Origin of the sequence: Pantoea agglomerans NBRC 102470 (assembly GCF_001598475.1) — a bacterium.
GTDB classification, from domain to species: domain Bacteria; phylum Pseudomonadota; class Gammaproteobacteria; order Enterobacterales; family Enterobacteriaceae; genus Pantoea; species Pantoea agglomerans.
This window is the reverse complement of sequence record NZ_BCZA01000014.1, coordinates 26,326-47,438: the sequence shown is the minus strand read 5'-3', so window position 1 is coordinate 47,438 and position 21,113 is coordinate 26,326. Positions and strand designations below refer to the sequence as shown.

Below are 21,113 nucleotides of genomic sequence, written 5' to 3'. Positions count from 1 at the left end.
GGGCAAAAAGATGGAAAATGTGGTGATTATTGATGCGGTGCGCACGCCAATGGGACGTTCAAAAGGCGGCGCCTTTCGTCACGTGCGCGCTGAAGATCTCTCTGCGCACCTGATGCGCGAACTCCTGAGCCGCAACCCGGCGGTGAACCCGACATCACTGGACGATATCGTCTGGGGCTGCGTACAGCAGACGCTGGAACAGGGATTTAATATCGCGCGTAACGCCGCGCTGCTGGCCGAAATCCCGCATTCAGTGCCGGCCACCACCGTCAACCGACTGTGTGGCTCTTCAATGCAGGCGCTGCATGATGCGGCCCGCGCCATTATGGTCGGTGATGCGCAATGCTGTCTGATCGGTGGCGTGGAGCATATGGGACATGTGCCGATGAATCACGGCGTCGACTTTCATCCCGGTCTGGGCCGTACTGTGGCAAAAGCAGCAGGCATGATGGGCTTAACGGCTGAAATGCTGGCGCGAATGCATCATATCAGCCGTGAGCAGCAGGATGCATTTGCCCTGCGTTCACACCAGCGGGCCTGGCAGGCCACCCAGCGTGGGGACTTTGCAACAGAGATTGTCGCCACCTATGGTCACGACAGCGACGGCATTCTTAAACGCTATGACTTCGATGAGGTGATTCGCGAGGAGACCAGCGCCGAAGGACTGGCGGCACTCAAACCCGCCTTCGATCCGGTTAACGGCACCGTCACGGCGGGTACGTCGTCGGCGTTGTCAGATGGCGCGGCCGCCATGCTGGTCATGAGTGAATCACGCGCCCGTGAGCTGGGGCTGACACCGCGTGCGCGCATCCGCAGCATGGCGGTGGTGGGCTGTGATCCTTCGATTATGGGTTATGGACCGGTACCGGCCAGCAAACTGGCATTGAAACGGGCGGGACTGAGCGTCAGTGATATCGATGTGTTTGAGCTGAATGAAGCCTTTGCCGCGCAGACGCTGCCGTGTATCAAGGACTTAGGTTTGCTGGAACGGATGGATGATAAGGTCAATCTGAATGGCGGCGCGATTGCGTTAGGCCATCCGCTGGGCTGCTCCGGCGCACGCATCAGCACGACATTGCTGAATATTATGGAGCGACGCGACGCCCGTTTTGGCCTCGCCACCATGTGCATCGGACTGGGTCAGGGCATTGCGACCGTATTTGAGCGTCTGTAATACGTTGAGTCTTACTTTGTCAGATTTACCCGCCGTAAACCGGCGGGTTTTTTCTGTCTGCTACAGGCTGCTTCAGCGCATCAGATAAAGGCAAACGCATCGCCGTACATCTGTGACTCCACCGCGCCACGCTCGGCACAGAAACGATCGCGGGCAATCTTCGCCATCTCAAAACGTCCGGCGATGTAGATCTCATGCTCGCTCAGCGTACTGAAATCCTGCATTACTGCCGTCAGTACCGTGCCTGAACGGCCCTGCCAGCCCGCTTCAGGTTGCTCGACAACCGGAATCACCTTCAGGTTCGGGTGCTTCACCGCCAGCGCATCCAGCTCTTCCAGATCGTACAAATGCTTGAGCTCACGTCCGCCCCAGTAAATGGCGATATCGCGCTCTGGCTGTTCCGCCAGTGCAGTGAGCAGAATCGAACGAGCATAGGAGAAACCGGTGCCGCCTGCAATCAGGATCAGCGGCTTGCTGCTCTCTTCACGCAGCCAGGCATCGCCGTGCGGCATATCAACCGTAATCTGGCGATCGTTACGGATGCGATCCATGACGGCCATGGCATAGAGGTTCAGATCGGACGCGCCGATATGCAGCTCAATGATATCTTTTTCCATCGGCGTTGAGGCCAGTGAGAACGGACGCTTGTCACGCTCGTCCATCACTACCATCAGATACTGTCCCGCGCGAAAACTGAATTCCGCTTCAGGGATCAGGCGAACGCGATAGACCGTGTCGGTAATCGCCTCAACCGAAGTTACTTTACAGCTTAACGTTGTCATGCGTTCCCTCTGTCGGGTCGTCTTTATGGTTGTGCTCGCCATCAACGCTGTGGCGGCTGATCAAAAATACCTAGCTCATCCCAGATAGCATCAATGCGCGCGGTGACCGCGGGATCTTTGACGATAGGTGTACCCCATTCGCGCTGCGTTTCACCTGGCCACTTATTGGTCGCATCCATCCCCATCTTCGATCCCAGCCCGGAAACGGGCGAAGCGAAATCGAGATAATCGATTGGGGTATTTTCCACTAATACCGTATCGCGGGCCGGATCCATACGCGTGGTGATCGCCCAGATCACGTCGTTCCAGTCACGCGCATTAACGTCATCGTCACACACAATAACAAATTTGGTGTACATGAACTGCCGCAGAAACGACCAGACGCCAAACATGACACGTTTGGCATGCCCCGCGTACTGCTTTTTAATCGTCACGACCGCCAGCCGGTATGAACATCCTTCTGGCGGCAGATAGAAGTCCACGATCTCCGGGAACTGCTTCACCAGAATCGGCACCAGCACTTCATTCAGCGCCACACCCAGCACCGCAGGTTCATCTGGCGGACGGCCGGTATAGGTGGAGTGATAGATAGGCTTATGGCGCTGCGTAATATGCGTAACGGTAAACACCGGGAAGCTATCTACTTCATTGTAGTAGCCGGTGTGGTCGCCGTAAGGTCCTTCCGGCGCCATATCGCCCGCTTCGATATACCCTTCCAGCACGATTTCCGCGCTGGCGGGAACTTCGAGATCGTTCGAGAGGCATTTCACTACTTCGGTTTTATTGCCGCGCAGTAAACCGGCAAACGCATATTCTGACAGCGTATCAGGCACCGGCGTTACGGCCCCAAGGATAGTGGCAGGATCGGCACCCAGCGCCACCGAGACCGGAAAACGCTCACCCGGATGCACTTTCGTCCACTCCAGATAATCGAGCGCACCGCCACGGTGCGACAGCCAGCGCATGATCAGCCGATTTTTGCCGATCACCTGCTGCCGGTAGATACCGAGATTCTGCCGCTCTTTGTGCGGACCGCGCGTTACGGTCAGCCCCCAGGTAATCAGCGGTGCCGCATCGCCCGGCCAGCACTTCATCACCGGAATCCGCGTCAGATCGACTTCATCGCCGCTGAAAACCTCTTCCTGACAGGGTGCATTGCGCAGGCGTTTGGTCGGCATGTTCAGGACCTGCTTAAACTGCGGCATCTTATCGAACAGATCGCGGAAGCCTTTTGGCGGCTCCGGCTCTTTCAGGAAGGCCAGCAGCTTACCCACTTCACGCAGTGCGCTGACCTCTTCCTGGCCCATGCCCATTGCCACACGCTTTGGTGTGCCGAACAGATTGCACAGCACCGGCATGTCGTACCCTTTCGGGTTTTCAAACAGCAGAGCCGGGCCACCGGCACGCAGAGTGCGGTCGGCGATTTCGGTCATTTCCAGTTCAGGATCGATCGACTGGGTAATGCGCTTTAGCTCACCGCGCTGTTCGAGCAGCGCGAGAAAGTCTCTTAAATCGTGATATTTCATGCGGCTTTAGCTTTCCGGCCAGAGTGAATCGGCCATTATAGGTCTGATTAAGCGGTTATGCTGAGGTTTATATGGCAGCGTCATACGCACTGAAAGGGAACCAGCGGTTGTAACGCGCGGGCATCGTGATACCCCTGAATCGGCTCGCCGTGGCGAAACAGTTTAAAATCTTCGTTTCGCACACTGTGATAGCGCAGCTGATTGTCGTGAACGTGCAGAAAACTGCCTTCACGCAGTGCAATCACCGACTCGGTCGGATTAACTGCACAGAACTCTGCCAGCCGTTCGTCACGGGTTTCGCCCATATGACCGCTGACGCTGGCATCCAGATAGTGGGGATTAATCTGCACCGGAAAGAGTCCCAGCGCAGGCAGCACCACGCTGCTGCGCACCGGCATATCGTTCGTGGTACGGATTGAGGGCGTCGCCACGTTGCAGCCTGCGCTCCAGCCGACATAAGGTACCTGCCGCTCCCGCACCGCGCGCTGAATCGCCCCGATCAGACCCTGCTCATGTAGCATCTGATTCAGGAACCAGGTGTTGCCGCCGCTGACTAAAATCAGCTCTGCCTGCGCAATCACTTCAGCCGGTGAGGCGAGTGCCTGAACCCGCTCAACCTGAATGCCCAAAGAGGCACTGAGTTCGGCGGCGCGTTGCTGCTGATCGCCACGAATAATCGCGAAGGGGATCAGTACCGCCGAGCGGATAGCGCGTCGGGCGATCATGGCGTGCAGCTGCGGCTGCGCATAGCCCAGCAGCGGAGCATCGTCCGCCAGCTTGCCGTTGCTCAACAGAAAGAGTTCCATCAGAGGATCCTTTTGCAGATGTGATGGTCATTGAGTCTGATACAGAGCAATAGCAGACGTCAATTTTCAGTCACCTTTTCTGCTGCCATCGGGCATCTTAAGAAAAGTCTCAGTTTATTTTCTTTGCGGGACGCTTTACCCTGCCCCTGCGCTATAACTCTGGCAACAGGTTTGCTATTCTTAGCGTCCATTCAATGGGAGCAGTTATGGAATCCTGGTACTTACTCTATTGCAAACGTGGACAGCTACTGCGCGCGAAGGAGCATCTGGAGCGGCAGGAAGTGCATTGCCTCAGCCCGATGATCGCTCTGGAAAAGATCGTGCGCGGTAAACGCACCACCGTGAGTGAGCCACTGTTCCCGAATTATCTGTTTATCGAGTTTGATCCGGAAGCCATTCACACCACGACGATCAGCAGCACCCGTGGCGTCAGCCACTTCGTGCGCTTTGGCACGACGCCCGCGACAGTGCCTTCAGCCGTGATTGAAGCGCTGGAAACAGACGTCCCGCAAATCCTGCTTGACCCTGAAACGCCGCAAAGCGGTGATGAAGTGGTCATCACCGACGGGACGTTTGAAGGGCTGCGCGCTATCTTTGCCGAGCCGGATGGTGAAACGCGCTCAATTCTGTTGCTTAATTTGCTGAACAAGCAGGTAATGCGCAGCGTCGACAACAAGCAGTTTCGCAAGATTTAAGCCAGTCTGAATAACGTCCGCGCATTATGGTCGATGCGGGTCGCCAGTTCCTCAGCACTCTCACCACGCCATGTCGCCACCTGGTGCACAATATGCGGTAAAAAGCAGGGTTCATTACGGCGCGAAGTCGGGCGTGGACGCATGTCGCGCGGCAGCAGATATGGGGCATCCGTTTCCAGCAGCAGGCGATCGGCCGGAATCAGTGGCAGCAGCTCGCGCAACTCCAGACCACGGCGCTCATCGCATACCCAGCCCGTAATCCCTACCGATAATCCCATGCCCAGACAGGCTTCCAGTTCATCACGCGTGCCGGTAAAGCAGTGGATCACCGCGCCAGGCAATTTTGGCAGCCAGGGCGCCAGTACTGCGGCGAAACGCGCATGGGCTTCGCGGCAGTGCAGAAAGACCGGCATATTGAGTTCCGCCGCCAGAGCCAGCTGCGCATCAAACGCATACTCCTGCTGCTCATGAGCCGACAGATTGCGATTGAAATCGAGTCCGCATTCACCGATGGCAACCACTTCCGGTTTTTCAGCCAGGCGACGCAGGGTGCTGGCAATTTCCGTTGACCATTCGCTGGCATGATGAGGATGGACGCCCGCGGTAGACCAACAGAAGCCCGCTTGATCTTCAGCCAGTCGCTGAGCCTGCTGGCTCTCCAGCGCGTTAGTGCCGGTAATAAGCATGCCGGTGACGCCCGCATCACGCGCGCGTTTAACCACCTTTTGCCGGTCGGAGGCGAATTGCGTGCTGGTCAGGTTTACACCGATATCAAACATAATTTTTCCCACAGTTTATAAACAAAAACCGCCCATCAGGGCGGTTTGGATTGATCGCTTCCCGCCAGTGCGGGTAAAGCTGTCCGCATCAGGAGTCGGTATTCTCTTCTTCATCCTGTAACCGGCGGCCTTTACCCACATAGTAACGGGAAAAGAATACGCCGACTTCAAACAGGCAGTACATCGGAATAGCGAGCAAAGTTTGGGAAAAAACATCCGGCGGTGTGAGCAACATCCCGACCACGAAGGCGCCCACCAGAATATAGGGACGTTTCTTCTTCAACTCTTCCGGGCTGGTGATACCGGTCCAGCACAGCAACACAATCGCCACCGGCACTTCAAACGCCACGCCAAATGCCATAAACAGCGTCATGACAAAATCGAGGTATTTGGAGATATCCGTTGCTACAGTCACGCCGATCGGCGCTGTCTTGGTGAAAAAACCAAATGCCAGCGGGAAGACCACGAAATAGGCAAAGGCCACGCCGAAGTAGAACAGGAAGGTGCTGGAAAACAGCAGCGGCATAACCAGCCTGCGCTCATGACGGTAAAGCGCCGGGGCGACAAATGCCCAGACCTGATAGAGGATCACCGGCACCGCAAGAAACACCGACACAATAATGGTCAGCTTAATCGGGGTGAAAAACGGTGAGGCCACATCGGTCGCGATCATGCTGGAGCCCACCGGCATCTGGCTGATTAGCGGTGCCGCGACCAGCTGGTAGATGTCGTTGGCGAAATAAACCAGCACCAGGAAAATCCCTAATACGGCGATGATGCAGTTCAGTAGTCGCTTACGCAGCTCAATCAGATGACTGATGAGCGGTTGGGTATCTTCAACGGCCATTATCGTTCATCACTTGCAGAAGAGGGGGTAGCGGAATGACGCGCAGGATCTGCCGGCCTGGCAACGTCGCCAGCGGGCGCCTGTGCCGGTGCGCTGGCCACAGCGGTTGGTGCGGCAGAGGACTGCACCGCCGGACCTGATGAAACCGCTGAAGAAGCCGGTGCAGGAGCATTGGCGACGGCAGAAGGTGCGGCAGAGGGCTGCACCGCCGGGCCTGAGTCTGAAACCGCAGACGGTGTCTGTGCCGGGGCACTGGCCTGATGTTCTGCTGTAGCCGGTGTCGCCGAAGGCTCAGCCGGAGCAGGCGCGGGCCTGTGCTGAGCCGAATGGATGGTGTTTGCCTCGTCTTCCTCTTTTTCAATGTCGATGCTCTGACTGACCGAGCGTTTCATTGAATCCGCAGTTTTACGCAGCTCTTCCATCGACTCTTTCAGCTCAGGTGAGAGCGTGCCACGGCCCGCTTCTTCCACCTTTTTCAGGCTCTCCTGCAACTCCTGCAGCTTGAGCTCCTGCGCCAGTTCATGTTGTACATTGGCTGCCAGCGAACGAATCGCCCTGATCCAGCCGACCACGGTTTTCACCGCAACCGGTAAACGTTGCGGGCCGAGTACAATCAGCCCGATCACGAACACCAATACCAGTTCACTAAAACCAATATCAAACACGGTTTACACCTGCTTGTCGTTCTTGGCTTCTTCTTTGTTAGCCGAAGTTTGCTGTTTGTCCGCCAGCGTTTTGGCAGCGAAGTCAGCGTCCTGCTCTTTCGGTTGATCCTTTTTGTCGTCCTCGTCACCCATGGCTTTTTTGAAGCCACGAATCGAAGAACCCAAATCTGAACCCAGATTACGTAATTTGTTGGTACCGAACAGAAGTACAACAATCACGGCAATGATTAACAATTGCCAGATACTGATACCGCCCATGAGATAGCCTCTAATATTCTGTGAAAACGATGAGGTAATGCACCACAGAGTGCCCTTTTCAACCGGGCCTGAGCCAGCGACATTACCTTTTTTTAGACGGACGTGACAATCAGTTTGTCTTACGCCAGCCGATTAACCAGGAGACAATTCCTGCTGCCATCAACACCGCCGGGAAAAAGTCCCAATCCGGTCGGGTGAGCAGCACAGCCGTTCCGCTTAACAGCAACGTTGCACCGACGCCGAACAGGTAACGCGCCTGATGGTGCCGGACGCGCTGCGCATTCATATCGCCAACTAATTTATCGACGCTGTGCCGCAAAAGTTTGTGCTGGCGCATGCTGTCGTAAAACAGCTCCGGCAGCTCAGGGAGCTTCTCAGCCCAGAATGGCGCTTTCTCTTTTACCGCACGGATAATAGCCGGTAATCCCACCTGATCTTTGATCCACTCTTCCAGGAAGGGCTTGGCTGTCTTCCACAGGTCGAGCTGCGGATAGAGCTGACGGCCGATGCCTTCAACATAGAGCAGCGTTTTTTGCAGCAGGACCAGCTGCGGCTGCACTTCCATATTAAAGCGGCGTGCGGTGTTGAACAGGTTCAGCAGCACATGCCCGAAGGAGATTTCAGCCAGCGGTTTTTCAAAAATCGGCTCGCAGACCGTACGAATCGCAAACTCGAAATCCTCTACGTTGGTATCGGGCGGCACCCAGCCTGAGTCAACGTGCAACTCCGCGACCTTACGGTAGTCACGGTTGAAGAAGGCGATAAAGTTTTCAGCCAGATAGCGCTTATCTTCTTTGTTCAGTGAACCCACGATACCGCAATCGATGCCGATATATTGTGGATCTTCCGGATGTTCATAGCTGACAAAAATATTGCCAGGATGCATATCCGCATGGAAGAAGCTGTCGCGGAAGACCTGGGTGAAGAAGACCTGCACGCCACGTTCTGCCAGCAGCTTCATATTAACGCCATGACGCTCCAGCGTGGCAACGTCTGAAATCGGAATGCCGTAGATGCGCTCCATCACCATCATGGTTTCGCTGCAGTAGTCGGAATAGACTTCCGGCACATAGAGCATGCGGCTATCTTCAAAATTCCGGCGCAGCTGAATGGCGTTGGCCGCTTCACGTAACAGATTCAGCTCATCAAGCAGGGTTTTCTCATAATCGCGCACCACTTCAACCGGACGCAGACGACGGCCATCCGGCAACAGGCGCGGGACCCAGCGGGCCAGGCGATAGATCAGCTTCATGTCCGCCCGAATCACCGGCAAAATATCGGGGCGAATCACTTTGATCACCACTTTCTTGCCAGTTGATTTCAGCGTGGCGGTGTGCACCTGCGCAATGGATGCCGAAGCCAGTGGCTTGATATCAAAATCATCAAACCAGGTTTCAATCGGCGCGCCCATTGAGGCTTCAATCTGCGCTTTGGCTTTGACGCCATCGAACGGCGCAACACGGTCCTGCAGGATCGCCAGTTGATCGGCAATCAGCGGCGGGAAGAGATCACGACGGGTCGACAGCATCTGGCCAAACTTGATCCAGACCGGACCCAGCTGCTCCATCGCCATGCGCATACGTGCGCCGATCGGTTCATGCTGATGCAGATTAGGGATCCAGAAAACAGAGCGACGCCACAGGCGAAACAGGAAAGTGAGGCGTGTCTGAGGAATCAGTTCATCAAGGCCATAGGTCAGAAACACCTTCATGATCAGATATAAGCGGCGGATCTCTCCAAAACTCATTTTGCCTCCAGCTGCGCCAGACGCGCATCAAGCGCCTCAAGCGAACGTTCCATCGCGTCGACCTCCTCAGAAAACCAGGCTAATTCCAGCGAGCCAGGCGCAACACGCCACTCTTCGGTTATGGCCTGTCCGAGATAATCCTGGCGACGCTGCACTTCACCTTTGAAAAAGCGTAATGCCTGTTGTGAGCGCTGGCTGATCCCCTGTGCGGCGATATCGCCGACCCAGGGAGCCAGATATTCTGCCGGATCCAGCTCAGCCAGATCCATCAGCGCAGAGAACTGCTGCACCACCTGCAGGTCACCTTCAACCTGCAGTTCACCGCTACGGATCAGCGGCGTCAGCTGCTGGCGATCGCGCAGCTTCGGCAGGGTTTTCAGCGAGGTGATCACCGTGCAGTCACTGCGATCCTGCCAGTCAGCCAACACATCGACCTGCTGTTCACTGAAGACCAGCACCAGCGGATGAGAGAACTCATTCAGGCGCAGCGTCAGCACTTTGCCATTCAGGCGTTGCCGCGCCGGTTTCAGGCCACGATCGCGATAGAGAATACGGTTCAGCGCCGTTTCCAGGCCCGCGGTAATCAAGGGCGTCAGGTTCATTACCATCTCACTCAGAACTTAAATCCACGATGCAGCGCCACAATGCCGCCGGTCATATTGGAGTAAGTGGTATTTTCAAAACCAACATCGTTCATCATCGCTTTCAGGGTCTCCTGATCGGGATGCATGCGGATCGATTCGGCCAGATAGCGATAGCTCTCTGCATCCTGCGCCACCAGCTGTCCGATACGCGGCAGAATGTGGAACGAGTAGGCGTCATACGCTTTGCTCAGCGGATCCAGAACGGGTTTAGAGAACTCCAGCACCAGCAGGCGTCCGCCCGGCTTGAGTACCCGGAACATAGAGGCCAGCGCCTTCTCTTTTTCCGTAACGTTACGCAGGCCAAAAGAGATGGTAATGCAGTCGAAATAGTTATCGGGGAAAGGCAGGGCTTCGGCATTGGCCTGTACGTAACTCACGTTGCCGACCACGCCCTGATTGCGCAGCTTTTCGCGGCCCATCTTCAGCATGGAACTGTTGATATCGGCCAGTACCACCTGACCCGTTTCGCCCACCAGGCGAGAAAATTTAGCCGTCAGATCGCCGGTACCCCCCGCCAGATCTAACACGCGCTGACCGCGACGTACGCCGCTGCTGTCAATGGTAAAACGCTTCCAGATACGATGGACGCCAAACGACATCAAATCGTTCATCAGGTCATATTTTGCCGCTACGGAGTGAAACACGTCCGCGACTTTGTCAGCTTTTTCGCTTTTGGCGACCGTCTGAAAGCCAAAATGGGTAGTTTCCTGCTGTGATTCATCTGCCATCGGTTTTACCTGCTCCACAAACAATACTTCCCGAAGTGTATCAGAGTCACGGAAGTCAGGCACGCTGCGCCCATACTATTCGTGGAGGCGCCTCACATGCATCTCACTCTCATCCGCATCACTGTCATCATCTGCATCATCAGCCGCCCGGTTTTCCGGCATGGCACGTTCGGCCAGCTGAGGATTGATTGGTCGTTTGATCTCCACGCCCAGCGCTCGAAATCCTTCAGTCTGCGCAATCAGATTGCCGCGCCCTTCCGACAGCTTTTTCATCGCCTCGCGATAGCTGTTCTGCGCCTTATCCAGGCTGTGACCAATGCCGCTCATGTCATCGACAAACAGCCGCATCTTGTCATAGAGCCGCGTTGCCCGATCGGCAATACGCTGCGCATTGCGGCTCTGATGCTCATAGCGCCACAGATTATTAATGGTACGCAACGCCACCAGCAGCGTGGTGGGGCTGACCAGCATGATGTTCTGCTGCAGCGCCTCACCAATCAGCTCAGGCTGGCGGTCAATGGCCAGCAAAAAGGCGGGCTCCACCGGGATAAACATCAGCACATAATCCAGCGATCGTAACCCGGGCAATTGTTGATAATCTTTTCGTCCCAGCAGGCGGATGTGCGCCCGCATGGCAGCGACATGTTCCTGAATAGCCTGCTCTCGTTCGATCTCATCATCCGCATTGAAGTAGCGCTCATAGGCCACCAGCGTCATTTTGGCGTCCACCACCACATCTTTGCCCTGCGGCAGGCGCACAATCACATCCGGCTGCATCCTGCCCTGCTGTTCTGACTGAATGCTCACCTGGGTTTCATATTCGTAGCCTTCACGCAGTCCGGAGGCTTCCAGTACCCGGCTCAGCACCACTTCACCCCAGTTACCCTGGATCTTATTATCGCCCTTCAGCGCTTTGGTCAGGTTAAGCGCCTCCTGCGCCATCTGCGCATTCAGCTGCTGTAACTGCCGGATTTCATGGGTCAGGGTATGTCGCTCACGCGCTTCTGCGCCAAAGCTTTCATGAACCTGACGACGGAAGCCATCAAGCTGTTCACGCAACGGGCCTATCAGCCCGTCCAGACTTTGCCGGTTCTGTTCATCGACGCGACGGCCGCTGTTTTCGAAAATACGGTTGGCGAGGTTTTCAAACTGGGCGCTAAGGCGTTGTTCGCTGTTGGTCAGCAGGCGCTGTTTCTCTTCTGCGGCGAAACGGGTCTCTTCAAGGCGAATGGTCACCTCACGCAGCTCCGCTTCCTGCGCGCTGTTGACCTCCAGCTGATTGCGCAGTTCACGATTAAGCTGCTCACTTTCATTACGCCAGTAATCAAGCTGTTGCAGTCGCTCATTGGCGCCGCTCAGCGCGCCGTGCAGCTGACGAAGCTCCTGCTCACGCTGCTGCGTCTGCTGCTGAAGCTGTTCGATTTGCTGCTGCTGACGCTGTTGCGCCTCTTCCTGCAGACGGCGCTCGGTCTGGAAACTGGCGACCTGATGGCCGGCACGTAACTGTGCCAGCATCCAGCCAATCCCTAACCCGGCAAGCGCCAGACAGGCGCTGATAATGATGTGCTGATCCATGATTTCCCCCGCGACTCAGGCTGCTGAGGGAAAGGTAGAGTCGCACTGTATGAATGTCCAGATAATTTTAGCAGGATTCAGCGCCTTACAGCGCCGTCACCGTAAGCTTGCCAGCCTGCCACTCATCAATCAGGAAAAACGGCATGGGCAATAGCCATTCACCCTTTTTAACCTGCGCCAGATAGTGCCAGGTTGTCCCGCCCGAGGTGATCGCGACGCGCTGTCTGCTTCCCTCAGCAGCGCTGGATTTGCCGGTCATACTGGCAAAACCGGCATTGCTGCCCACATGGAAATGCGGCGTCTGCCAGCGCACGGGGGCATGGTCAGGCCACGGCTGGGCCTGATGAAAATGAAACAACTCATCGTGGCTCAGGAGGCTTTCACGCACCGTCGGCCACAACGCCACCTTGAGGAAATATTGATCGGTGAAGCGCTGGCTGCCCTGATACTGCGCAATGAAATCGCGCATCGCCTGTTCCACATCCCGGAAGACGCCGTGACAGCCGCCCCACATCCCTGCCAGCAGCAGCTCAGTATGGGAGAAGTAGTCACGCATATGGTGGAACCAGTAAGGCGACGCCAGCCAGGCGTCTACCGCTGCCGCTTCGCGCTCCGAGAGCAGCGAGTCGGCATCACGCACGATAAAACGCTTCACGCCCGGATCGTCCATTACCAGGAAACGCCACAGGGTCGGAAACAGCGTTTTCTCGTGGGACATATCGATCAGCTGGACGTGCGGCTGGTCAAGGCGCTGCCAGACATGCTGCGGCACGCTGTCATCGAGATAGATGCGGCAGACCCAGCCGGGATAGAGTTCAGGCGCCACTTCAACGTTTTTGATTAAGGTTTCACAGTAGCGCGGCTGATCGCCATAGAGGCAGAAAGCGATGACATTCTGGTGCGGATGAGTGAGATCGACAGGCTCCGGTTGCGGAGCGGGAAACGCGGCGCGCTGCCCCTGACTGAAACGCGCATCAGAGCGCATCAGCGAGGCCAGCCCATGACGCGCCACCTCATCCTTTTTATCCAGCCAGCCACACACTTCGGTCAGGCCATCCAGCCAGGTTTCAGAGGCGGTAGCCTGTACAGCGGGCGGTGACTGATAAATCTTCTGGTAGATTTTGTACGATTTATTGTACTGACCCAGACGCAGCAGGCAGAGCGCGTAGTCGCTCAGCACCTGCATCTGATTGGGCATCGTGCGCAATACCTCTTCACAGCATTGAGCGGCCAGCGCATAGTCGCCCTGTTGCATGGCGGCGCGAAAACGTTCGGCACTGCGTTCCAGCATGGCTTTGAGTGCGGCCGGATTAGCACCAGGGGCAGGACGTCGGACGGGAATAGTATTGCGCATAAAAACTCTCAGGTTTCACTGATGTTACGCGCCGTTAACTACCGGCAGCAGGTTTTGAGTCTGGACAAAAAACCTGCTGCCAGACGCGGTCGTTATAGTAAGCGACGCGCCGCTTCGACCACAATCTTCACTGCGTCACTTTCTGTCTGTTTCATGGTGACCGCATCCGGGATCTCTTTCTGAGTGCGGTTCACAATCACGCCCGCCACCATGCCGGCTCGCAGTCCCTGGCTGGCGCACATGGTTAACAGTGTAGCGGATTCCATCTCATAGTTGAGAACGCCCATCTCCTGCCACTCTTTCATCGATCCCCGGAAGCGACTGACTACGCGGCCCGAGACGGTGTCGTAGCGCTCCTGACCCGGATAGAAGGTGTCAGAAGAGGCGGTGATGCCGATATGCGTTTTCGCGCCACAGGCTTCTGCGGCGGCAACCAGCGCGGTGGTGCAGGCGAAATCAGCCACTGCCGGAAACTCCATCGGCGCAAAATGCAGGCTGGCCCCGTCCAGGCGAACGGATGCGGTAGTCACCAGCACATCGCCGACATTGATATGCGGCTGGATAGCGCCCGTGGTACCGACACGCAGGAAGGTACGTACGCCAAGCTGTGCCAGCTCTTCGACCGCAATCGAGGTCGAAGGACCGCCAATGCCGGTTGAGCAGACCACGACCGGCTTACCATCAATTTTTGCCAGCCAGGAGGTAAACTCACGGTGTGAGGCGAGATGCGTGGCATCTTCCATCAGTCCGGCAATTTTCTTCACGCGCTCCGGATCGCCCGGCACAATCGCCAGGGTGGCGCCCTGCAGATCGGCTTTAGTCAGGCCAAGATGGAAAACGTCAGACTGTGTCATTTTCAGACTCCTGTTAAGGGAAGGTAGCGCGCCACTCTACGCCAGCACGCCCAATAAATATGTGACAACATTCACTTAAGAAAATGAAAGTTACATTTCCCGAAAGATAAATTGTGACAACAATCACACAATAGCATCTTCCTGGTGCGGATAGCTCTCGGTGGGGCTGTGTCAGGGTCTGCGCAATGTTAAAGAGGAGGATGATTTTATTCGCTGCTGATTCTGTGACCCGACACCTGGCGCATACGCTTTCCGGCCAGGCTATAGTTACGTGATTGCGCAAATGCTTGCACGGAGAGAATAATGAAACCCAGTGATAATATGGCACAAAAACCGGCGACGGGCGGCTTTGCCCCTGCCGTGCAGCCCACCGCCTCCACCACCATCATTACCGACAGCCCGGCGATTCACGCGGGAGAAACCTCAGTGCCCAGCCAGGGCGAAAACATGCCGGCATTCTTTGCAAAACCCCAGTCAGCGGAAGGCCCATGGCCTGTCGTACTGGTCGTGCAGGAGATCTTTGGTGTGCATGAACACATCCGGGATATCTGCCGCCGCCTGGCGCTGGAAGGCTATCTGGCGATTGCGCCTGAGCTCTATTTCCGCGAGGGCGATCCCGCTGAGTATAACGATATCCCGACGCTGTTCAGCGAGCTGGTCAGCAAAGTGCCTGACAGCCAGGTGCTGGCCGATCTCGATCATGCCGCCAACTGGGCCGCACGCAACGGCGGCGATATTCGTCGCATGGGCATCACCGGTTTTTGCTGGGGTGGCCGAATCAGCTGGCTCTACGCCGCGCATAACCCGCAACTGCGCGCCGCCGTGGCGTGGTATGGACGACTGACCGGTGAGCGTACGCTGAAGCAGCAGAAGCATCCTATTGATATTGCGGTCGACCTGAATGCGCCAGTATTAGGTTTGTATGGTGGCCAGGATGAGGGTATCCCGCTGGAGAGCGTCGAGCAGATGCGTCAGGCACTGCATGCCGCCAATGCAACCGCAGAGATCATCGTCTATCCCGAAGCGGGCCATGCCTTTAATGCTGACTATCGTGCAAGCTACCATGCTGAATCTGCCAATGATGGCTGGCAGCGGATGCTGGCCTGGTTCAGGCAGTATGGTGTTGCATCGCAGTAAATGAAAAAGGGGCGCTTATGCGCCCCTGATTTTTTCGCCCCACCAGACCCGATTCTCTACGCCGTTTCTCCACGCAATTTCTTCGCTGCCGTCACCATGTTCGCCAGCGCCTGACGCGTTTCCGTCCAGCCCCGTGTTTTCAAACCGCAGTCCGGGTTAACCCACAGACGCGCTTCCGGAATACGTTTCGCCGCCTTCAGCAACAGTGCTTCTATCCACTCCACGCTGGGGACGTTAGGCGAATGGATGTCGTAGACGCCGGGGCCGATTTCATTCGGGTAGTCGAAGTTCTCAAATGACTCCAGCAGGTCCATGTCAGATCGCGAGGTTTCGATGGTAATCACATCGGCATCCAGCGCCGCGATAGCGTCCATGATGTCGTTGAACTCGCAGTAACACATATGGGTGTGAATCTGGGTTTCATCCCGCGCCACCGCCGCATTCAGTCGGAAGGCCTCCACCGCCCAGTTCAGGTAGGCAGCCCACTCTGACTGATGCAGTGGCAGACCTTCACGCAGTGCAGGCTCATCAATCTGGATAATCCCGATGCCCGCATTCTCCAGGTCTTCGACTTCATCACGCAGCGCCAGCGCGATCTGTTTCGCGATGGTTTCACGTGACACATCTTCACGCGGGAATGACCAGCAGAGGATGGTTACCGGACCGGTCAGCATCCCTTTTACCGGCTTGTTGGTCAGCGACTGGGCATATCTGGCCCACTCAACGGTGATCGCCTCCGGGCGACTGATATCGCCAATAATGACAGGTGGTTTCACACAGCGTGAACCGTAGCTCTGAACCCAGCCATTCTGTGTGAAGACAAACCCCTCCAGATGTTCGCCGAAGTACTCAACCATGTCGTTACGTTCCGCTTCACCGTGCACCAGCACATCCAGCCCCAGCCGCTCCTGTTCGAGAATCGCCTGCTTAATGTGCTCCGCGATGCCGGTGCGGTAATGGTTGCTGTCGAGCCTGCCCTGTTTAAAGTCAAGGCGCAGGCCGCGAATTTCAGTGGTCTGTGGAAAAGAGCCGATGGTAGTGGTAGGCCAGGCTGGCAGATTGAAACGCTGACGCTGCAGGACCGCCCGCACCGGATAAGCGCTCTGGCGTTCACTGTGCTGTGGGGTAATGGCCTTAATACGCTGGCCCACCGCCGCATTATGCACGCGGCGGGAGTGAGCGCGGGCGTGTACCGGTGCGCTCCAGGCTTCCAGCGCCGTCGCATCGTTGTTGTTGAGTGCCTGACTCAGCAGCGAGAGCTCGGCACATTTCTGCAGCGCAAAGGCGAACCAGCTTTTGACTTCATCATCCAGACGGGTCTCGACGCTCAGGTCAATAGGGCTGTGCAGCAGCGAGCAGGAGGAGCCGATCCACACCTGTTCACGCGCTCTGGTCAGCGGTTGCAAGCGGCTGAACCAGCGGCTCAGATCGGCGCGCCAGACGTTGCGTCCGTTGATCACGCCGAGCGACAGCAGCCAGCTGGCGGGCAGTTGCTGATTCAGTTGCTGAATATCATCACGGCCATGGACCAGATCGACATGCAGCCCCTGCACCGGCAGCGCACGAATCACATCAATGTTCTGGCCGATGCTGTCAAAATAGGTGGTCAGCAGCAGTTTGCTGTGACCCTGCAGTGCGTCATACGCCGGCTGGAAGGCTTCGCGCCACGTCTGCGGCAGCTCCAGTGCCAGAGCGGGTTCATCAATCTGTACCCATTCGATGCCGCGCTTAGCCAGTTCCGCCAGCACCTGCTGATAGACCGGCAGAATTCCCTCCAGCAGCGACAGACGTTCAAACGGCTCACCCTTCACTTTACCCAGCCACAGATACGTCACCGGCCCCAGCAGCACTGGCTTGATGTTGTGTCCCAGCGCCAGTGCCTCATCCACCTCGTCCAGCAGCTGGGTCCAGGTCAGTTTAAACGTCTGACCCTGGGTAAATTCCGGCACCATGTAGTGATAGTTGGTGTTAAACCATTTGGTCATTTCTGCCGCCGCCGCAGGCTCGCCGGTCGGCGCACGACCGCGTCCCAGGCGGAACAGGGTGTCGAGGTCCACAGTGCCGGCTTTGTTCTGATGACGCGCGGGCACGTTGCCCAGCATCAGGCTGGTGGTCAGCACATGGTCATACCAGGCGAAATCGCCGACCGGCAGCAGATCGACGCCCGCCTCTTTCTGTTGTTGCCAGTGTCGCGCACGCAGCTCACGGCCCGTCGCCAGTAACGTCTGCTGCGTGCTGTCGCCAGCCCAGTAACTCTCCAGCGCTTTTTTCAGTTCACGGCGCAGGCCAATACGGGGAAAGCCGAGGGTATGGTTCAGGATAGTCATGTGCTGTTCTCCAGATAATCTTTCACTTTGGCTGAAATGGGCAGCCAAAGATGTTTAGCCGTCCAGATGTTTACACTGCTATACTCTGCGGGTACTGTATATTGCTCAAGCGCAATATGTTCATTTTCGATGTGAAGGACTCTCATGATCGAACTCAAGCACCTGCGGACGCTTCAGGCTCTGCGCAATACGGGATCGCTGGCGGCGGCGGCGGCCCAGCTTCATCAGACGCAATCGGCATTGTCTCATCAGTTCAGCGATCTGGAGCAGCGGCTGGGATTCCGCCTGTTCGTGCGTAAAAGTCAGCCGCTGCGCTTTACGCCGCAGGGCGATATTCTGCTGCAGCTGGCAGAGCAGGTGCTGCCGCAGATTCAGCAGGCATTGCAGGCCTGCCATGAGCCGCATCAGACCACGCTGCGGGTGGCGATAGAGTGCCATAGCTGCATTCAGTGGCTGACTCCCGCGCTGGATAAATTCCGCCAGAGCTGGCCGCAGGTGGTGATGGATTTCAAATCGGGCGTGACCTTTGATCCTCAACCCGCCCTGCAACAGGGTGAGCTGGATGTGGTGCTGACCTCCGATATCCTGGCGCGCTCGGGTCTGTTCTACTCCCCGATGTTTGATTATGAAGTGCGGCTGGTGCTGGCAACGGATCACCCGCTGGCGCAGGTTGAGCAGATTTCGCCGGAAGATCTAGCCGATGAGGTGTTGATGATCTATCCGGTGCAGCGTCAGCGTCTGGATATCTGGCGTCACTTCCTGCAGCCCGCAGGCGTCAGTCCGGCACTGAAAAGTGTGGATAACACCCTGCTGATGATTCAGATGGTCTCGGCACGTATGGGGATTGCCGCACTGCCGCATTGGGTGGTGGAGAGTTTTGAGAAGCAGGGTCTGGTGGTCACCCGCACGCTGGGCGATGGCCTGTGGAGCCGTCTTTATGCGGCCGTGCGCGAAGGGGAGCAACGTCAGCCGGTGCTGGAAGCGTTTATCCGCTTTGCCCGTCAGCACGCCTGTGAGCATCTGCCTTTTGTGCGCGACGCCGCGTTGCCCGGTGCGGTGTTGCAGCGATAATCTGGCGGGCACAAACCTGCGCGAAGGCGGGCAAAATCCCCTATAATGCGCAGCCTGTCGACTGACCACGAGAAGATTTCACCATGACTAACAATGATATTCTGCGCAGCGTGCGCTATATGCTCAACCTGAGCGATGCCAAAATGGTGGAGATTTTTGCGCTGGCGCAATGTGACGTGCCGCTGGCGGATATTCAGGCGTGGCTGAAAAAAGATGACGATGCTGCGTTCCGTCCCTGCCCCGATGTGCTGATGGGTTATTTCCTGAATGGCCTGATCTTCTACCGTCGCGGCAAAAGTGAAGATGCGCCCGCGCCGTCGATTGAGCGCAAGATGACCAATAACATCTTCATGAGAAAGCTGCGTATCGCTTTTGATCTGAAAACCACCGACATTCCTGATGTACTGAAACGCGTGAATTTTACCGTTTCACAGGCTGAGATTGGTGCGATTTTCCGCAAACCTGATCATAAGAACTACCGCGAATGCGGCGATCAGATTCTGCGTAACTTCCTGAAAGGGCTGGCGATGATTCAGCGTCCTAAGAGTGAGAAGCCTGCTTAACGTCTGTGGCTGATCGCTTCGGGTACCTGCGTGGTCAGAAGTGGCGCATCTGATCGCAAAGAAAGCCTGCATCCATGCAGCACGGCCTCGCCATCCCTGGCTCGGACGCTTTGCTCCTCAGTTGCGCCACCTCTTCCCTCAAGCTTCTTCATGGCTTTTTAATCAGCAACACCAGGCCAGCCCTGGGGAGTGAAAGCGGGTCATCGGTGGAGCGTTCGTCGCAGGGGGAAAAAGCGCCGGGCGCGTTTCTGAACCATCCTGTAAGATTCCTTCGCGATCGCACACGCCAACTCCAACGCGAATGCTCTACGTTTCAGCGCGCCATCCCCTCCTTCATATTCGCTCTGAGCCCCTGGTTCTGCTGCGATGATGCTGTTAAGTCTCCAGGGCTGGCGCGTCTGAAGAGCGAAGCGTCCGGGCCAGGGATGGCCCGGCCGATCCACAGGGATGTGAGATTCCTTCGCGATCGGACGCGCCAGCCCGGGAGGCCGCACCCATGCAACAGCCCTGTTTATGATCGGTCACTGCGCCCCACCACCCAGCGCTTATGCACCCACAACGAGGCGAGGATCACCAGCGCGCCCGCAATAAAGCTTGGCCAGTGCGGTTTCTCCTGCCAGATAGCCAGATTCACCAGCAGCCCGGCAGGAACGTGCATGTTATTCATAATGCCCAGCGTGCCGGCATCGACCTGGGTCGCACCATAATTCCACATAAAATAGCCGAGACCGGAAGCCGCAATGCCCAGCCAGACCAGAATGCCCCACTGCAATGAGGTGGTCGGCAACTTCTGCGGATTGCCCCAGGCACACCAGGCGATCACCGCAATCAACACCGCACCCAGATAGAACCAGGAGAAGGCCGTGTGCTGCGGCATCGGGCGGGTCTCCTGCAGACGCTTATAGCCCACCATTCCCGCCGCAAAGCAGATGTTTGCCAGTTGCACTAACAGCAGACCAAACCAGAAATGATCGCTGACTTTGTCATAGCGAATAATGGCCGCACCTGCCACAGCCAGCAGTGCACTGAAGATATAACCCATGCGCAGTGGACGACGGCTGATCAGATCGTAAATCAGCGTCACATAAAGCGGCGTCATCACCGTAAACAGCAGGAATTCCGACACGCTAAGGTAGAGATAGGCTTCGAAACTCAGCAGATACATCACGCCCAGCTGCAGCATCCCGACCAGCATGTAAAGCAACAGCGTTGAAGGGCGATGACCACGCCAGCGCAGGAAAGGTAAAAATACCAGCGCAGCCAGCGCCAGTCGCATCAGTACAGAGAACCAACTGTCCACCTGCCCGGCAAGGTATTCGCCAATCAGACTGAACGAAAAGGCCCACAGAATGGTGGTAATAATCAATAAAAACACGGTGACGACCCCGAAATTAACAGGCCGTCAGTGTAAACAATGTGCTGCCATCAGGCTGTGAAATCTGGTTGACATCTGATTACAAAACAGGCGATCAGAATAGCCATCGGTAAAGGACTCTCGCCTCCTGACATAACTGTCTGCATAAAGATTTTTCAGCCAGATAAAATGCGCGAAATGATCCATCGCATGATCACTTCCGCTCC

20 protein-coding genes are annotated in these 21,113 nt (G+C 56.5%); 5 read left to right on the top strand and 15 right to left on the bottom strand.

All coding sequences use genetic code 11. The features are described from left to right. Positions 1–10: 10 nt before the first annotated feature. Positions 11–1,174: an acetyl-CoA C-acyltransferase FadA gene (gene fadA / locus PAG01S_RS20475; RefSeq protein WP_010257216.1), complete on the top strand. Its 1,164-nt coding sequence runs from the start codon at positions 11–13 to the stop codon at positions 1,172–1,174. 80 nt (positions 1,175–1,254) lie between these two features. Here the strand turns inward: fadA and fre are convergent, their stop codons facing one another. The 3 genes from fre to pepE all read right to left on the bottom strand — a co-directional run bounded on the left by fre (position 1,255) and on the right by pepE (position 4,288). Further along, a complete protein-coding gene (fre, locus tag PAG01S_RS20470; protein WP_010257219.1) occupies positions 1,255–1,956 on the bottom strand; it encodes an NAD(P)H-flavin reductase in 702 nt (233 codons plus the stop codon). Between the two features lie 41 nt (positions 1,957–1,997). Beyond that, entirely contained in the window at positions 1,998–3,482 is a 1,485-nt protein-coding gene (ubiD, locus tag PAG01S_RS20465) for a 4-hydroxy-3-polyprenylbenzoate decarboxylase (protein WP_062759645.1), read from the bottom strand. Positions 3,483–3,562: 80 nt separating this feature from the next. Continuing rightward, positions 3,563–4,288, bottom strand: a complete 726-nt coding sequence (pepE, locus tag PAG01S_RS20460; RefSeq protein ID WP_062759644.1) for a dipeptidase PepE — start codon at positions 4,286–4,288, stop codon at positions 3,563–3,565. A gap of 206 nt (positions 4,289–4,494) precedes the next feature. Here pepE and rfaH point away from each other — a divergent pair, with 206 nt between their 5' ends. Continuing rightward, positions 4,495–4,983 carry a transcription/translation regulatory transformer protein RfaH gene (rfaH, locus tag PAG01S_RS20455; RefSeq protein WP_010257230.1) on the top strand — a complete coding sequence of 163 codons (489 nt, stop codon included), beginning with the start codon at positions 4,495–4,497 and terminating at the stop codon, positions 4,981–4,983. On the opposite strand, the gene tatD is transcribed toward rfaH, so the two are convergent. From tatD to udp, 10 genes are all read right to left on the bottom strand, one after another. After that, positions 4,980–5,762 carry a 3'-5' ssDNA/RNA exonuclease TatD gene (gene tatD / locus PAG01S_RS20450; protein ID WP_010257234.1) on the bottom strand — a complete coding sequence of 261 codons (783 nt, stop codon included), beginning with the start codon at positions 5,760–5,762 and terminating at the stop codon, positions 4,980–4,982. The genes rfaH and tatD overlap by 4 nt on opposite strands. A gap of 88 nt (positions 5,763–5,850) precedes the next feature. Then, a complete protein-coding gene (gene tatC / locus PAG01S_RS20445) occupies positions 5,851–6,609 on the bottom strand; it encodes a Sec-independent protein translocase subunit TatC (protein ID WP_062759643.1) in 759 nt (252 codons plus the stop codon). Continuing rightward, the gene (tatB, locus tag PAG01S_RS20440) at positions 6,609–7,274 is read right to left on the bottom strand and encodes a Sec-independent protein translocase protein TatB (RefSeq protein ID WP_033759483.1); all 666 of its coding nucleotides are present in this window, start codon (positions 7,272–7,274) and stop codon (positions 6,609–6,611) included. Before tatB ends, tatC begins: the two co-directional genes overlap by 1 nt. Before the next feature lie 3 nt (positions 7,275–7,277). After that, entirely contained in the window at positions 7,278–7,532 is a 255-nt protein-coding gene (gene tatA, locus PAG01S_RS20435; protein WP_010257244.1) for a Sec-independent protein translocase subunit TatA, read from the bottom strand. A 109-nt stretch (positions 7,533–7,641) separates the two neighbouring features. Then, the gene (gene ubiB / locus PAG01S_RS20430; protein WP_010257248.1) at positions 7,642–9,279 is read right to left on the bottom strand and encodes a ubiquinone biosynthesis regulatory protein kinase UbiB; all 1,638 of its coding nucleotides are present in this window, start codon (positions 9,277–9,279) and stop codon (positions 7,642–7,644) included. Continuing rightward, positions 9,276–9,881, bottom strand: coding sequence for a ubiquinone biosynthesis protein UbiJ (gene ubiJ, locus PAG01S_RS20425; protein WP_010257253.1), 606 nt, complete (start codon positions 9,879–9,881; stop codon positions 9,276–9,278). The genes ubiB and ubiJ overlap by 4 nt, the downstream gene beginning before the upstream one ends. 11 nt (positions 9,882–9,892) lie before the next feature. Beyond that, entirely contained in the window at positions 9,893–10,651 is a 759-nt protein-coding gene (gene ubiE, locus PAG01S_RS20420; RefSeq protein ID WP_008926452.1) for a bifunctional demethylmenaquinone methyltransferase/2-methoxy-6-polyprenyl-1,4-benzoquinol methylase UbiE, read from the bottom strand. A 75-nt stretch (positions 10,652–10,726) separates the two neighbouring features. Then, complete coding sequence (gene rmuC / locus PAG01S_RS20415; protein WP_010257260.1) at positions 10,727–12,226, bottom strand: DNA recombination protein RmuC; 1,500 nt, start codon at positions 12,224–12,226, stop codon at positions 10,727–10,729. Between the two features lie 85 nt (positions 12,227–12,311). Beyond that, positions 12,312–13,580 (bottom strand): tetratricopeptide repeat protein, encoded by a 1,269-nt coding sequence (locus PAG01S_RS20410; protein ID WP_062759642.1) that lies wholly within the window; start codon positions 13,578–13,580, stop codon positions 12,312–12,314. Positions 13,581–13,672: 92 nt separating this feature from the next. Further along, complete coding sequence (gene udp, locus PAG01S_RS20405; RefSeq protein ID WP_010257266.1) at positions 13,673–14,434, bottom strand: uridine phosphorylase; 762 nt, start codon at positions 14,432–14,434, stop codon at positions 13,673–13,675. 303 nt (positions 14,435–14,737) lie between these two features. On the opposite strand from udp, the gene PAG01S_RS20400 reads away from it, so the two are divergent. After that, entirely contained in the window at positions 14,738–15,571 is an 834-nt protein-coding gene (locus tag PAG01S_RS20400) for a dienelactone hydrolase family protein (protein ID WP_010671680.1), read from the top strand. 56 nt (positions 15,572–15,627) lie between these two features. Here PAG01S_RS20400 and metE read toward each other — a convergent pair whose 3' ends face one another. Further along, positions 15,628–17,898 carry a 5-methyltetrahydropteroyltriglutamate--homocysteine S-methyltransferase gene (gene metE, locus PAG01S_RS20395; RefSeq protein ID WP_062759641.1) on the bottom strand — a complete coding sequence of 757 codons (2,271 nt, stop codon included), beginning with the start codon at positions 17,896–17,898 and terminating at the stop codon, positions 15,628–15,630. Between the two features lie 144 nt (positions 17,899–18,042). Here metE and metR point away from each other — a divergent pair, with 144 nt between their 5' ends. Next, positions 18,043–18,969 carry an HTH-type transcriptional regulator MetR gene (metR, locus tag PAG01S_RS20390; RefSeq protein ID WP_003854400.1) on the top strand — a complete coding sequence of 309 codons (927 nt, stop codon included), beginning with the start codon at positions 18,043–18,045 and terminating at the stop codon, positions 18,967–18,969. Between the two features lie 83 nt (positions 18,970–19,052). Next, complete coding sequence (locus PAG01S_RS20385; RefSeq protein WP_010257278.1) at positions 19,053–19,532, top strand: YehS family protein; 480 nt, start codon at positions 19,053–19,055, stop codon at positions 19,530–19,532. 511 nt (positions 19,533–20,043) lie between these two features. On the opposite strand, the gene PAG01S_RS20380 is transcribed toward PAG01S_RS20385, so the two are convergent. After that, entirely contained in the window at positions 20,044–20,907 is an 864-nt protein-coding gene (locus PAG01S_RS20380; RefSeq protein WP_010257282.1) for a carboxylate/amino acid/amine transporter, read from the bottom strand. Positions 20,908–21,113 lie beyond the last annotated feature (206 nt).